Genomic DNA, 15,482 nt, shown 5'->3' with positions numbered 1-15,482 from the left:
ATATACGCGTGTTCTAGAAAGATGATGCTAGCGACTTTGTCAAAGTACAATAGTCTAATGCGCTTCTGAGGATTGAGATTAATTTTCAAAAAAATTACTGAGGAATTAGCAACTTATACTTAGGTATAAGAAAAAAGCGGCTGAACGCCGCTTCACTTTGTACGGTGGATAACGCAGAACTATTGTAAAGCGTTAATTATGGGAACGTTTGCTTTAGGAAAGTCAGAGGCGTTTAGTGACGTTACCTTGACCCACCGCGACTGTTGGCCTTCTTTGCCGTGCGGCTCGCCGGTAAAATCACACACGCGATGAACATCTAGTTTAACTTGCTTGTCGCCGTAATCATGGGTGATCACAATCACAGGCTCGCTGCGGTTCACAATAATCCCAACTTCTTCAGCAAGCTCTCGCTTCAGCGCCTGTAGAACGGTCTCACCGTCTTCTACTTTGCCGCCGGGAAATTCCCATTTTCCGCCCTGATGAACATTGTCAGGGCGAAGAGTAATGAATATTTCATCGCCGCGGGCGATAACGCCCACAGCAACATGTACTACTTTCATTACTTGAGCTTGCCGTGACACTGCTTATACTTTTTACCAGAGCCACAAGGACATGGGTCATTACGGCCCACTTTCGCACCTTCGCGAACTTGCGTACGTACTTTGTCACTTGCCTCTTCTGGCGTTGCGTTCGCTTCTTCGTGCTCGAAGTTCTTTGGCACATCGTCAGCTTGACGACGTTGTTCTTCTACTTTTTGCACGTCTTCTTCAGCTTGTACTTTTACACGCGCAAGAATAGTGATCACTTCAACTTTAAGCGCTTCTAACATTTGTGAGAACAAAGCAAACGACTCACGCTTGTATTCTTGCTTAGGATTTTTCTGCGCATAGCCGCGTAAATGAATACCCTGGCGCAGGTGATCCATTGCCGCCAAATGCTCTTTCCAATGGCTGTCTAGGTTTTGAAGCATTACCGCTTTTTCAAACTGGCGCAGTACCTGCTCGCCCACTACCGCTTCTTTCTGCTTATAAGCATCAACGACTTCGCCAAGAATACGCTCGCGAAGCTTCTCTTCGTAAAGTTTGTCGTCATTTTCAAGCCAAGTCTTGATTGGCAAGTCTACGGCGAAATCGGCACGCATGCGCTCTTCAAGTCCGCTTACATCCCACATTTCTTCTAGAGACTGTGGCGGAATGTACTCATCGACAACACTTGAAATAACGTCTTCACGAATAGCCGCGATAGTCTCGCTAATATCGCCTTCATCAAGAAGCTCATTGCGCTGCTCGTAGATGACTTTACGCTGATCGTTAGCCACATCATCGTATTCAAGCAACTGCTTACGAATGTCGAAGTTACGACCTTCTACTTTGCGCTGTGCATTCTCGATGGCGCGAGTTACCCACGGATGCTCAATGGCTTCACCGCGCTCCATACCTAAACGCTTCATCATGTTGCCCATTTTTTCAGAGGCAAAGATACGCATAAGTGCATCGTCTAATGACAGGTAGAAACGGCTTGAACCGGGGTCACCCTGACGGCCTGAACGACCGCGAAGCTGGTTATCAATACGGCGAGACTCGTGACGCTCTGTACCAATAATGTGTAAACCACCTGAGGCAAGCACAGCGTCATGGCTTTCTTTCCATTCGGCTTTGATCTTCTCGATTTGCGCTTCAGTTGGATTTTCAATCTTTTCTACTTCTGCCTGCCAGTTACCACCTAACACGATATCGGTACCACGACCTGCCATGTTAGTCGCAATCGTAACCGCGCCTGGCTTACCAGCCTGAGCGACGATATCTGCTTCGTGTTCGTGGAACTTAGCGTTAAGCACTTTATGAGGAATTTTCGACTTCTTAAGAATGCGAGAAATGAGTTCTGAATTCTCGATAGACACAGTACCCACAAGCGTAGGTTGACCGCGTTTAACGCACTCTTTAATGTCTTCAACAATGGCTTCGTATTTTTCTTCTGCCGTTAGGTAGATGAGGTCAGCCATATCTTTACGCTGCATAGGACGGTTTGTTGGGATAACTACCGTTTCTAAGCCGTAAATATGGTTAAATTCGAAGGCTTCTGTATCTGCTGTACCTGTCATACCCGCAAGCTTGTTATACAAGCGGAAATAATTCTGGAAGGTAATTGACGCAAGGGTTTGGTTTTCGTTTTGAATACGAACCCCTTCTTTCGCTTCTACAGCTTGGTGTAAACCTTCAGACCAGCGACGGCCTTCCATCGTACGACCCGTATGCTCGTCAACAATAACGATTTGGTCTTCTTTAACGATGTAGTCTACGTCTTTAGCAAACAACTTGTGTGCACGAAGCGCAGCGTTAATATGATGAAGCAGTGAAATATTACCTGCAGCAAACAGCGACTCGCCTTCAGGCAGCATGCCCTCTTGTTGAAGAATTTCCTCAACGTGAATTTGACCGCGCTCGGTAAGATGAATTTGTTTTGCCTTAAGGTCAATCGTGTAGTCACCATCGCCCTCTTGGCCTTCTTCATCCTCTTTTTCTTGCTGAACAAGTTTAGGAATAATGGTGTTGATGCGGCGATACAGCTCTGAGCTATCTTCGGCCTGACCAGAAATAATAAGTGGTGTACGGGCTTCGTCGATAAGAATTGAGTCAACCTCATCCACTACCGCATAGTTAAGCGGGCGCTGTACGCGGTCTTGTGGGCTAAATGCCATATTGTCACGAAGGTAGTCAAAACCAAATTCGTTGTTCGTACCATAGGTTACGTCAGCTTGATAAGCTTCACGCTTTTGCTGCGGCGACATACCAGGCACGTTACAGCCCACACGCATACCTAGGTAAGTAAATAACTGGTTACTCCACTCAGCATCACGACGAGCAAGGTAATCATTCACAGTAACAACGTGAACCCCTTTGCCAGACAAAGCATTAAGGTAAGTTGGCAAGGTAGCAGTTAGCGTCTTACCTTCACCCGTGCGCATTTCTGAAATTTTACCTTGGTGAAGTACTTGACCACCTAGCATCTGAACGTCGAAGTGACGCATGCCGTATACGCGTTTACTTGCTTCACGCACAGTAGCGAAGGCTTCTACAAGAATATCGTCAAGGGTTTCACCCTTTTCAATACGCGCTTTAAATTCGTCTGTCTTAGCCTTTAGCGCCTCATCGGAAAGCTTTTCAAATTCTGCTTCCAGTGCATTGATGGCATCTACGTTTTTGCGTAATTTTTTTAATAGTCGGTCGTTTCTACTACCGAATACTTTTCGAAGGATGCTTGAAAACATTAGCTTTATTATTCCACTACTTGTCGAGGCGCCGCACAATGTGCACAGCTAAATTAAACGTATAAAACACAACGGTAACCACGTTGTGTTTTGCGATGTTCTAAAATTATGCTTCTTCGTTTTAGATGACTTTTAATTAATAAAGGCACCGTCTACGAGAATTACCTGGCTGCTACCTATGCTACTTTTTGTAGACAAAAGGCAGAGGATCGACTTGTTTTCCGTTTCTTATTACTTCGTAGTGAACATGAACGCCCGTTGAGCGCCCCGTATTGCCCATTTTAGCGATAGGTTCCCCTTTGGTTACCACGTCGCCTATTGAGACAGTAAGGGTGTCGTTATGCCCATAGCGGGTAACAAAACCATCACCGTGATCAATTTCTACAAGTTGGCCATAGCCGTAGCGATCACCAGCCCAGGTCACAATACCTGCGGCAGTTGCCACTACGTTTTCCCCTGCCTTACCAGCGAAATCTAGCCCTTTGTGCATAGTTGGTTCGCCGGTAAACGGGTCGGCCCGCATACCATAATAAGAAGACAACCACCCTGACTCTATCGGACGACCAGATAATTGGCTCTGTTCGTGGATATGGTGACCCCTGACCAAACTTTCAAGCATAGACAACTGTTGAGACTTCAAATCGAGTGATTGCTCTAGTTTGGCTATTTCGTGAAGGATGGGATCGTCTTGAAGGTTATCCGGTATCGATACCGGTACGAAAGCGTCCAGGTCAGCCGCTGACATACCTAATTCTGTTGCGATTTGCTTACCTTTCTCGTCCAGCAATGTAGCCTGCGCAGATAACTCTGCGACGTGAGAAAGCAAAGCTTGTAATTTGACCGTTGTTTGCTGTTTTAACGCTTCAACGTCTTTTTGTCGTTCGTTGACTTCAGTCTGTGCCAAACGAACTCGTGCAATATCTTCCGATACCGATTCTGTTGAACGGCTCGACACTAGCATAAAAATAGACGAGAGCACGGTTGCGCTCACAAGCGTACGGACACTAATACTGTGCCTATAGCGTTTATTTTTACCAGCGAGTGTAATTGTTAGTTTCATACCACGAAGAAAATTGCTGTTTCACGCCACTCTTTTCATACCACTTCATACCACGATGAATGTGTTTTTAGCCAAAGGCGACAACCTTCGACCTATCGTTTTTATGTCACATGGGTGAAATTTATATTAATTATTCGGCTACTGTATCATTTATTTCAGTAATTGCCATACGAAAAAAAGCCGCCCGTAAGGCGGCTTTTTAAAATTCTTACGCTAATGCGGGCTGAGCATAACGAATTGGTGCTGTTTCCTGCGAGTCGTAGGTTACGAACTCCCAACACTCTTTTTGCGCAAGTACTGCATTTAATAGCTTGTTATTCAGACCATGGCCTGTTTTGTACGCACGCAATTCACCAATTAGACTATGGCCGCCAAGGTATAAGTCACCGATAGCATCCAAAATCTTATGCTTTAAGAACTCATCGTCATAGCGCAACCCTTCAGGGTTGAGTACGCGGAATTCGTCCAACGCCACTGCGTTTTCCATGCTGCCACCCAACGCTAGGTTGTTAGCATTCATGTACTCTAAGTCGCGCATAAAACCAAAAGTTCGTGCACGGCTAACTTCGCTTACATATGAGCATGAATCAAAATCCATCACCATATGCTGACGAGTTTGACTGATCACAGGATGATCAAAGTCAATTTGGAAATCAACGCGGAAACCGTCATAAGGCACTAATTCGGCCCACTTATCGCCATCTTCTACACGAACTGGCTTTTTAATACGAATAAATTGCTTAGGCGCGTTTAGCTCTTCGATACCGGCAGATTGAAGCAAGAATACGAACGGGCTAGCACTTCCGTCCATAATTGGCAGCTCGTTACTGTCTACTTCAACAATAATATTGTCGATACCTAAACCTGCAAGCGCAGACGCTAAGTGTTCTACCGTTTGGATAGTCACACCGTCTTCGTTATTCAGGCACGTACACAGCATGGTATTACCTACCGCATTCGCACGCGAAGGTATGTCAACATGTGGTTCAAGGTCAACACGCCTAAACACGATACCCGTGTTTGCTGGCGCAGGTCGGAGAGTCATTGTGACCTTTTCCCCTTTATGAAGCCCAATTCCGGTCTCTTGTACCGATTGCTTGATTGTACGTTGTCTAATCATCTGCTTAAGCTTTTACCTATTAAAAAAAGCGGGCGCGAATTATAGTGAGTTATTACTCACATGTCAAAAAACACCCGTTCTGACGGATTTAACTCTGTCAGATTACGTATTTAATCGACCTATCCACGCGAAATTTTTCACGTTGTATAAATACACCTTACTAGGTGAGACATCACAAACGCGAAATAATTCCCTTCCGTTTCAGGCAGCTAAATTAGTCTGCCTGCTTACGAAGAAATGCAGGAATATCTAAATATTCCAAATCATTTTCTGGCTGTGCACTGTCGTCGGCCTTCAGCGCCTGATTGCCCTCTGTACCGCCTACTGCAGAACGTGGTTCACTTGATTGCGTGTTACCGTATTCTTTTGCAGGCTGTGTTAGACGAGAGCCTTCAGAGCTTACTAGCGAAATGTCAGGCTTGCGCTCTGCGCCAATACCGGTTGCAACAACCGTTACGCGAAGCTCGTCTGTCATTTCCATATCGATCACTGTACCCACAACCACTGTGGCGTTCTCTGAGGCAAACGCTTTAACGGCGTTACCAACGGTCTCAAACTCGTCGATGGCGAAATCTGGACCCGCAGTGATATTCACAAGAATACCGCGCGCGCCTGACAAATCGATATCTTCAAGAAGCGGGCTGGCAATCGCGGCTTCAGCAGCTTCTTCAGCACGGTCTGGACCGCTTGCAGCGCCACTACCCATCATCGCTTTACCCATCTCAGACATAACGGTACGTACGTCTGCGAAGTCAACGTTGATTAGACCAGGACGGGTAATCAGTTCAGCAATACCTTGAACTGCACCACGTAATACGTCATTTGCAGCGCTAAACGCTTGAAGAAGCGGCGTGCCTGGCCCCATTACTTTTAACAACTTTTCATTAGGAATGGTAATTAGCGAGTCAACGTTGTTAGACAACTCAACAATGCCCTGTTCCGCAAACGAGGTGCGTTTCTTACCTTCAAATGGGAATGGCTTGGTAACTACCGCTACCGTAAGGATGCCCATTTCACGAGCAATCTTTGCCACTTCTGGCGCTGCGCCCGTTCCTGTACCACCCCCCATACCGGCAGTGATGAAAACCATATCTGCACCGTCTAGCGCCTGACGAATGGTTTCTCTGTCTTCTTGTGCTGCTTCTCGGCCAATGTTCGGATCAGCACCCGCACCTAACCCTTTTGTTACACTTGAGCCAATTTGAAGTGTAACGTCTGCACTTGAGCTGCGAAGCACCTGTGCATCGGTGTTAACTGCAATAAATTCTACGCCTTCAATGCTTTGAGACACCATGTGCTCAACGGCATTGCCGCCGCCGCCACCGACACCGATGACTTTGATTACGGCTTCTTCGCCGTGACTATCCATTAATTCGAACATACTTACTCTCCGGTTGTACGTCTTTTAAACACTACGCCAGGTCATTCCCTTAGGCTAATTGCTTCCTGCTAGCCTTGATGCCGTAGCTATAGCGCCCCCAAAATAAAATTAAAATTCACCTTTAAACCAGCTTTGCACTCGATGAAATAAGCTTTCACCGGTCTTCTGCGTACTGGACTTCTTATTGTCAGATTGTACTTTGCCATATTGCAGCAGTCCTACGACTGTCGCAAATCCAGCGTCATCAACATATTCGGACAAGCCTTTTACGTTGATGGGTTTGCCCACGCGCACGGGCATCTGGAAAAGTTCTTCGGCAAATTCCACGGCACCTTCCATCTTAGCGGTACCGCCTGTAAGCACAAGGCCTGCAGCGATTTGCTCTTCCAGACCGCTGGCACGAATTTCATCATGTACCAGCTCAAAAAGCTCTTGATAGCGAGGTTCAATCACCTCGGCTAACGTATGACGAGACATCACTCTAGCTGGGCGTCCGCCTACGCTAGGTACTTCAATGCTGTCTTCCATACTCACCATATCTTTCAATGCACAGGCGTAATTCACCTTAATTTCTTCTGCATTGCTAATAGGTGTTCTAAATATTTTAGCAATGTCGCTGGTAATTTGATTACCCGCAACCGGTATTACCGCCGTGTGACGAATAGCGCCATCGGTGTAGATAACCATATCCATAGTACCACCACCGATATCAACCACACATACGCCAAGCTCGCGCTCGTCGTCAGTCAGTACCGCATAACTTGATGCCAACGCTGAAAAGATCAGCTGATCGGCATTAAGTTCACAACGCTCAACACATTTCACCATGTTTTTCGCCATATCGTCGGCACAGGTAATAATGTGAGCATCCGCTTCCATTCTTACTCCCGACATGCCAATAGGGTTCTTAATCCCTTCCTGCACATCAATAGTAAATTCTTGTGGTAACACGTGTAGTAGACGACGTTCCGCTGCAATTGGCACACTGCGCGCTGCATGAATAACGTTATCTACGTCTTCTTGTGTTACTTCCTGATTGTTAATCGGTACCATGCCATTTTCATTTTGGCACTTAACGTGTCGTCCCGAGATAGACATAAAAACTGAAGACACTCGGCAATCTGCCATTAACTCCATCTCGTTTACTGCACGCTGGACCGATTTCACCACCAGGTTCAAATCGTTAACGCCGCCCTTATCCATGCCTTTCGATGCATGGGTGCCCACGCCAACAATACTGATTTGATCATCTTCTAGTAATTCACCCACAACAGCTTTTACTTGGCTGGTGCCGATATCTAGTCCTACAATCAAATTGCGTTCAGCAGGTTTTGACATGGTTTCCTTAACTCTCTTCATCTGTGGCGCTGTCGTCTTTCCATCCGACTGCTACGCCCGTGTCATAGCGAAGGTCGACGTATTTCACCGCCTTCTCTTGTTGCGCCAGAAGTGGATAAACATCAATAAAGCGTTGTAGCCTATCGATAAACTCCTGACGTCCTAAATTCAATTTAATGCCGTTTTTCAACTGCACTTGCCATGCAAATCGCTCGCTTAAGGACAGCTCGTCTAACGTCATATCCGTCGTCGCTATCAACGCGTGCATGGCGTTGTAGCCTTCAAGGGCGGTTTTTTCGCTGCCACCCGGGCCGTAAAGGCGCGGTAAGTCTAACTTCACGCCTTCGTCGTTAAACGTATCGCCATAAGGGTTTAACAACAAATCTTCATTCCATTGTGCAACCGGCTGCTGCTCAACCAAATAAATTTTTAACGTATTTGGCCACTTCTTTCTTACTGACGCGCGATAAACCCAAGGCTGCGCTTCAACAAGCTCAAATACTTCGTTGACGTCAAGCGCGAAAAAACTTCCAGGCTGCGCCTTGCGTATTAACCGCTCTAGCTTGGTAATATCGATGTGCTGATAATCACCAGAAAAATCGATAACCTGTACCGGCATTTGCTGTTCATCCTGCAAATACTGGTTTGCTTTAAGCCCACCAAACACTAATCCAGCAATAACAAACAGTAAGAAAGCGACGCCGCCCCACACTGCCGTTTTACTTTTGCCGCTCTTTGCAGAAGCGGGCTTACCTTGATTAGTGTTGGTATCAGCCACGTTTACGCCTTGTTTGCAACGTCATCAAAACTGGTAGAAAGAATACTTAATACCAGTTCATCAAAAGTTAATCCTGCAACTTTGGCTGCCTTAGGCACCAAACTTTTTTCTGTCATGCCAGGCACTGTGTTCGCCTCTAGCAAATAAAACTGCCTTTGGTTGTCCTGCATAACGTCAATTCTACCCCAGCCGCTGCCAGAAATAGCATCAAAAGCACGGGATGCTAGTTTTGCTAGCTGTGCTTCTTGCTCTTCAGACAAGCCGCTTGGGCAATAGTATTCTGTTGTATTATCCTGATATTTCGCAGCATAATCATAGAATGTATGTGGAGTAGACATGCGAATAGACGGCAACGCCTGTCCCTGCAATACAGAAACAGTGAATTCGGGGCCATCTATATACTGCTCTAACAGGACTTGATTATCGTATTTAAAGGCGTCCTGAATGGCAGTTTCGAGCTGTTTAGCGCTTGTCACTCTCGCCATGCCAATACTCGACCCTTCTCTGGCCGGTTTTACCATGACTTCATTCCCCAATTTATCCATTATAGCGCTGCACTTACCAGCTTCAAAGTGCCTTTTATCAGCAATTTCATATTTTGCAGTGGGTAAGCCTAAACTTTGCCACACTTGCTTAGTATGAATTTTGTCCATTGCCAGCGCAGAACCTAAAACTCGGCTTCCCGTGTAGGGGATTTTTAGGAACTGAAGGGCTCCTTGCATAGAGCCATCTTCACCACCGCGACCGTGCAGCATAATGAGCGCTCTATCGACGTTAAGGTCGATAAGGTCGGTCAGAGGTCGCTCTGCTGGGTCAAACGCAAACGCATCTACGCCTTGTCGTAACAATGCATTTAACACCGCATTGCCCGAATTAAGCGATACTTCCCGTTCGGCAGAGTCACCGCCGAGCAGCACAGCTACTTTGCCATACTCGTTCGGCGAGTGGGTTTTCTGTGAGTGAATACTTACTGAAGGTGTAAACATCTTATTCCCCTTCCTTTGCAAGTGTGATCGGCTCTAGCGCGTGACGAGCTAAGAGCTTAGCAATTTGTCCGATGTTGCCCGCCCCTTGTGTCATGACGATGTCGCCATCTTGCATGATATTCGCCAAAATAGCTGGTAAGGCGTCTTTGTCACCTACGTATACAGGCTCGATTTGACCACGCTGACGAATGGAGCGACACAACGCTTTACTGTCAGCGCCTTCAATAGGTTGTTCACTGGCTGCGTAAACATCCAGAAGCAACAAGGCATCAACGCTCGACAGTACTTCAACAAAGTCTTCGTAAAGGTCGCGGGTTCGCGTAAAGCGATGTGGTTGATAAACCATAACCAAGCGTTTATCAGGCCAGTTTGCACGAGCCGCAGCGATAGTCGCTCTTACTTCCGTTGGGTGGTGACCATAGTCATCCACCAAACACACCTCGCCCATACTGGTAGTAAACGTACCTAGCTGCTCGAAACGACGACCTATGCCGCCAAAACTAGCTAGTGCGCGAATGATAGCGTCGTCATCTACACCTTCATCCGTTGCTACGGCGATAGCGGCAAGCGCATTAAGCACATTGTGGTTACCGGTGAGGTTCAGCGTTATATCTAACGGTTCGCGTTCTGGGCGAATAACCGTAAAATTCGCTTTACCGAATGACAGTGAAACATTTTCTGCGCGATAGTCATTGTGAGATTCAAAACCGTAGGTCAGAATACTTCGGCCTATACGAGGGCGAATCTCTTGAATATTTGCATCGTCACCGCACACGATGGCCTGCCCGTAAAAGGGTAGGTTCGACAAGAAATCAACAAAGGTATCTTTCACCTTTGAGAAATCGCCACCATAAGTATCCATATGGTCGGCTTCAATATTGGTCACCACGGAAACCATCGGCTGCAAGTGAAGGAAGGACGCATCGCTCTCGTCAGCCTCTGCGATTAGATAACGGCTTTTACCCAAACGCGCATTCGTACCAGCACTATTAAGCAAACCGCCGATAACAAACGTAGGGTCATACTCCGCTTCTGCGAAAATCGTTGAAATTAAACTGGTTGTGGTCGTTTTGCCGTGGGTACCCGCCACCGCAATACCGTGGCGGAATCGCATCAATTCTGCCAGCATTTCTGCACGGCGAATAATTGGAATGCGCTTTTCACGAGCAACGATAATCTCTGGATTTTGCTCATTGATAGCGCTAGACACCACAATAACGTCCATGCCTTCAACATTTTCCGCACGGTGGCCTATTTTCACATCAGCACCTAATTCGCTTAAGCGCTGTGTCATTGGCCCTTCTTGAATGTCAGAGCCAGCAATAGCATAACCTTCGTTTAATAATACTTCGGCAATACCACCCATACCGGCACCGCCGATACCAATAAAGAATATATTTTTAACCCTGCGCATTTGCGGGCTTTCAAATGGGGTTTTAAAAACCATTAGTCCCCTACTCCTACCACGCTTTTAACGTGGCTTACTACATTTTCCGTGGCATGAGTGCTTGCACATGTTTTCGCAACAGCACCCATCTTTAAGCAGCCTTCAGGGTGTTGTAACCACTGACGCACCGCCTGCCCTAAATTTTCTTTTAATACAGATTGAGCAATCATCAGTGCCGCATTTTGCTTAACTAACGACTGCGCATTTTTTGTTTGGTGATCGTCTACCGCAAAAGGTAGCGGTACGAAAATCGCCGCGCGTCCGGCAGCTGCAACTTCACTTACCGTAAGCGCACCGGCTCTACAGACAACAAAGTCTGCCCATTCATAAGCTGCGGCCATGTCATCAATAAAATCACTGACATCGATTTTCGACATATCTGCGCCCACCGACGTGTAGGCTTTAATGACACCTTCACTGTTGCCTTTTCCACATTGGTGTTTGATTGATAAACCTTCTAGCACCCCGCAAGTCTCCGGCACGGTTTCATTGAGAATTTGTGCACCTAAACTGCCGCCTACAACAAGCATATTAAGACCTTGCTTATGCTCACTAGTGTTTTCAAAACGGCTTTCAAGCGTGTTTGCACGAAGGTCTGCGTCAATGTCTACAGGCTTGGGCTTCACCTGCCAAATTTCGTCACGAACAGGATTGCCCACAGTATGCACCTTAGTAGCGCCACCTGAAAATTGTTCTTTGGCATCGTCAAAGCCCAGAAGCACGCGACTTGCGAATTTACTAAGAAGCTTATTGGTCATGCCTGCCGCTGCATTTTGTTCATGCACAATAACGGGAATACCTAAGCTTTTTGCAGCAACCCCACCAGGGCCGCTAGCGTAACCGCCAAACCCAACAACGATATCAGGTTGAAGGCGCTTTATAATTCGTCTTGCAGAAAATAAGCTTTTAACTAACGCAACAGCACCTTGAAGACGTGCCGAAACACCTTTGCCACGAAGCCCTTTTACCGGAATAAAGTGAATAGGTATGTCGTGCTTAGGCACAACTTGCGCTTCCATCCGCTCGGCGGTGCCAAGCCAATGAATGTCCCAACCTTCATTTCGAAGCGCGTTTGCCACTGCAAGGCCAGGGAAAACATGCCCACCTGTACCGCCAGCCATAATTAAGCAACGCTTAGCCATTATCAGCCTCCTGCGATACCCGCGCGAGTATAGCTTTAATGCCGGCTTTTCCTTCATCTTCTGCACTTGATGTTTTGGCGCTAGGTTTAGCTTCAACCGTCGCTGTAGAAAAATCCGCTTCATCGGCCCCGCTCTCTACACTTGCCTCACCTTCAGCTTGTGACGCTTTAGTTTGCGACGCGCTTGTAGGAATAGGCTTTTTACGGCGGGCCTTGCTCTTTCCGGACTTGCTGTCGCCTCGGCCAATCGCCTGTACGCCATCAACCCGTAATTCAAAATCGATACGAAGTAATATGGCTACTGCTACTGACATGATGATAAGTGACGAGCCGCCGTAGCTAACTAACGGCAGTGTTAACCCTTTTGTTGGCAGAATACCTGCGCTTGCACCAATATTTACCGCCGTTTGGAAACTGAACCAGATGCCTATGCTGTAAGCCATGTAACCATCAAACGCTCGCCCTTTTTCAAGTGCCTTATTTCCAATGCTCAGTGCACGCAACACCATCCACAAAATAAGGCCGAGTACGGCAAGCACACCAACGAAACCTAGCTCTTCCGCTAGGATGGCCATAACGAAGTCAGTGTGTGCTTCGGGTAAGAATTCCAGTTTTTGCAAACTATTGCCTAGGCCTTGCCCAAACCAGTTACCGCGGCCATAGGCCATTAAAGACTGGGTTAGCTGATAACCAGCGCCAAACGGATCAGCCCAAGGGTCTAAAAAGGAGGTAACCCGTTTCATTCGGTATTCTTCAAACACGATAAGCGCTACAACCGCCAATATGCCTGCAAACACCAGTGCGAAGAACTGCCAAAGTCGTGCACCCGCTAAAAACAGCAAACCAATCGTGGTTGCAAACATCACAACGACGGTACCTAAGTCTGGCTGTAGCAGTAATAGCATCGCTAACGCAAAGAACACGACAAGGGGTTTAATAAATCCTTTTAGATTTTCGGTCACTTCTTCGTAGCGGCGAACCAGATAACCCGCCAAATAAGCAAAGAAAAAGAGCTTAGCAGGCTCGGCAGCTTGAATGGTTATAGGCCCAATCGCCAACCAACGGGTACTCCCGTTTACAGTTCTTCCCACTACCAGAACTGCTAACAATAGCGCGATGGCCGCGAGCAGAAGATAGGGATTGGTCATGCGCCAAAACTGCATGGGCAAATTCAGCACTACCATAGCGGCAACGATCGCCCCAACAATGTAAATACCGTGGCGAATAGCAAAATAGAAGGGGTTGTCGTGCAGCCTATCGGCCACCGGCATCGACGCCGAGGTGACGATAATAATGCCAATACTCATTAGCGCGAGCGCAATTAAGATAAGCGTCACGTCATAGGGGTGCGTTGCCGAAGGTTGTCCGTCATGCTTCGCGGCAAATAACGCGCTAAGTTTGGTAGAGGCAGCAATCATGATGTGGCCTCCACAGCGTCGTCGTTCTTACTGTGTAGATTAAGTAGGTCGTGTACATCTTGTTTAAACACGTCACCGCGATGCATATAGTTCTTAAACATATCTAAACTTGCACACGCAGGCGAAAGCAGCACAACATCACCAGGGGCAGCAAGTCTTGTTGCTGCTTTTACGGCGTCTTTCATCGTTGCCACACGAGTTGTATGCGCAAAACTCTTTTCAAACAGGTGTGCATCTTTGCCCAAAGCAAACACGTGCGATACATATTTAGTTAGATAAGGCGAGAGGCTGGCTATATCAGCGCCTTTAGCGTCACCACCTGCAATAAGAATGAGCTTCCCTTGTATAGTCGGGGCTAACCCTTCAAGGGCAGCTATAGTGGCGCCAATGTTGGTTGCTTTGGAGTCGTCGATATATCGGATGTCGTTTACACAGGCTATTTCCACACAACGATGTGGTGCAGCTTTAAAACTGTGTAGATGTTTAACCGCGAGCACTGGCGAAACACCTAGCTGTTGGCATATGCCTAATGCAGCCATGATGTTAAGCACGTTGTGCATGCCCGCCAAATGAATATCGCTAAGGGCAATAAGCTTTTCGCCTTTAAACGTTATATATAGACTTTGTTCATCGTCACGAGCCCTATCGTCACCGTCAAAAGACGCAATCGCAAACCCTGTGGTCGACTCTCCCAGTCCATATTCAACGATATTTTTTGACGCTAGCGACTCTTCATTAGACGCGGCATTAGATTCGCCATCAGATACTGCATTTGATGCAGCATTACCCTTAGCGTCAGCAATAATCTGCTCGTAAGGTGCTACAAACTCACCGTCTCGCCACACAACCGCAGATTTCGCGTTATCAAAAATGCGATGCTTGGCATCGATATAGGCTTCAAGGGTACCGTGACGGTCTAGGTGATCATCGGAAATATTAAGGACAGTAGCAGCTTCGAGCACCAAGCTAGACGTTGTTTCAAGTTGAAAACTTGATAACTCCATCACCACTACATCTGCATCACTTTGAAGCGCTTCAAGCACAGGGCGACCTACGTTACCCGCTTCAATACTTTTTACGCCGCAGTTTTTGAGCAGATGGTTCACTAATAAAGTAACCGTGGTTTTACCGTTAGAGCCGGTTATACCTACTACGCGCTTAGCTGGCGTAGCACCACTCGTGGAGGCATTTAAACGGGCGAACAATTCCACGTCGCCGATCACCTCAACACCACACTTTTGCGCTAAAGCCACTTGTTCAATATTCAGAGCAAGCCCCGGGCTTAACACCAAGGTGTCTACACCATCAAAGTAATCTTCGCTTAGAGCAGTGCAAGTGACCTTGTCTGCCATAAACGCTTGCATGTCGGTATCAAGATCAGAATCAGGGTCGGTAACTAGAGTAAAATTAGCACGGGTATCAAATGCTTTAACCGTTGCCTGCTTTTGCAACAAAAAGCGCACGCAAGCCTGACCTGTAACACCTAGGCCACCGACTACATAACTATGCTCACGTACGTTATACGACATTACGATTTATCTCTTT

At 47.0% G+C, this 15,482-nt stretch carries 12 protein-coding genes; all 12 read right to left on the bottom strand.

Features of this window, described 5'->3' with window-relative positions:
- Positions 1-179 precede the first annotated feature (179 nt).
- Positions 180-560 carry an 8-oxo-dGTP diphosphatase MutT gene (gene mutT, locus MHN00_RS05975; RefSeq protein ID WP_239300622.1) on the bottom strand — a complete coding sequence of 127 codons (381 nt, stop codon included), beginning with the start codon at positions 558-560 and terminating at the stop codon, positions 180-182.
- Positions 560-3,268 (bottom strand): preprotein translocase subunit SecA, encoded by a 2,709-nt coding sequence (secA, locus tag MHN00_RS05970; protein ID WP_014980040.1) that lies wholly within the window; start codon positions 3,266-3,268, stop codon positions 560-562. The genes mutT and secA overlap by 1 nt, the downstream gene beginning before the upstream one ends.
- 181 nt (positions 3,269-3,449) lie before the next feature.
- On the bottom strand, positions 3,450-4,328 hold the full coding sequence (locus MHN00_RS05965) for a M23 family metallopeptidase (protein WP_014950422.1): 879 nt from the start codon (positions 4,326-4,328) through the stop codon (positions 3,450-3,452).
- 208 nt (positions 4,329-4,536) lie between these two features.
- The gene (gene lpxC / locus MHN00_RS05960; RefSeq protein WP_014980041.1) at positions 4,537-5,448 is read right to left on the bottom strand and encodes a UDP-3-O-acyl-N-acetylglucosamine deacetylase; all 912 of its coding nucleotides are present in this window, start codon (positions 5,446-5,448) and stop codon (positions 4,537-4,539) included.
- 214 nt (positions 5,449-5,662) lie between these two features.
- Positions 5,663-6,829: a cell division protein FtsZ gene (ftsZ, locus tag MHN00_RS05955; RefSeq protein WP_014980042.1), complete on the bottom strand. Its 1,167-nt coding sequence runs from the start codon at positions 6,827-6,829 to the stop codon at positions 5,663-5,665.
- A gap of 108 nt (positions 6,830-6,937) precedes the next feature.
- Positions 6,938-8,167, bottom strand: coding sequence for a cell division protein FtsA (gene ftsA / locus MHN00_RS05950; protein ID WP_014980043.1), 1,230 nt, complete (start codon positions 8,165-8,167; stop codon positions 6,938-6,940).
- 7 nt (positions 8,168-8,174) lie between these two features.
- The gene (locus MHN00_RS05945) at positions 8,175-8,945 is read right to left on the bottom strand and encodes a cell division protein FtsQ/DivIB (protein ID WP_014977223.1); all 771 of its coding nucleotides are present in this window, start codon (positions 8,943-8,945) and stop codon (positions 8,175-8,177) included.
- A 2-nt stretch (positions 8,946-8,947) separates the two neighbouring features.
- On the bottom strand, positions 8,948-9,931 hold the full coding sequence (locus MHN00_RS05940) for a D-alanine--D-alanine ligase (protein WP_014950427.1): 984 nt from the start codon (positions 9,929-9,931) through the stop codon (positions 8,948-8,950).
- A gap of 1 nt (position 9,932) precedes the next feature.
- A complete protein-coding gene (gene murC, locus MHN00_RS05935) occupies positions 9,933-11,378 on the bottom strand; it encodes a UDP-N-acetylmuramate--L-alanine ligase (protein WP_239300621.1) in 1,446 nt (481 codons plus the stop codon).
- A complete protein-coding gene (gene murG, locus MHN00_RS05930) occupies positions 11,378-12,520 on the bottom strand; it encodes an undecaprenyldiphospho-muramoylpentapeptide beta-N-acetylglucosaminyltransferase (RefSeq protein ID WP_239300620.1) in 1,143 nt (380 codons plus the stop codon). The genes murC and murG overlap by 1 nt, the downstream gene beginning before the upstream one ends.
- Complete coding sequence (ftsW, locus tag MHN00_RS05925) at positions 12,513-13,937, bottom strand: cell division protein FtsW (RefSeq protein ID WP_239300619.1); 1,425 nt, start codon at positions 13,935-13,937, stop codon at positions 12,513-12,515. Before ftsW ends, murG begins: the two co-directional genes overlap by 8 nt.
- Positions 13,934-15,466 (bottom strand): UDP-N-acetylmuramoyl-L-alanine--D-glutamate ligase, encoded by a 1,533-nt coding sequence (gene murD, locus MHN00_RS05920; protein WP_239300618.1) that lies wholly within the window; start codon positions 15,464-15,466, stop codon positions 13,934-13,936. Before murD ends, ftsW begins: the two co-directional genes overlap by 4 nt.
- Between the last annotated feature and the right edge of the window lie 16 nt (positions 15,467-15,482).

This window comes from Alteromonas sp. Cnat2-8, assembly GCF_022348355.1.
Taxonomy (GTDB): domain Bacteria; phylum Pseudomonadota; class Gammaproteobacteria; order Enterobacterales; family Alteromonadaceae; genus Alteromonas; species Alteromonas macleodii.
This window is presented reverse-complemented; position numbering and strand designations above follow the sequence as displayed.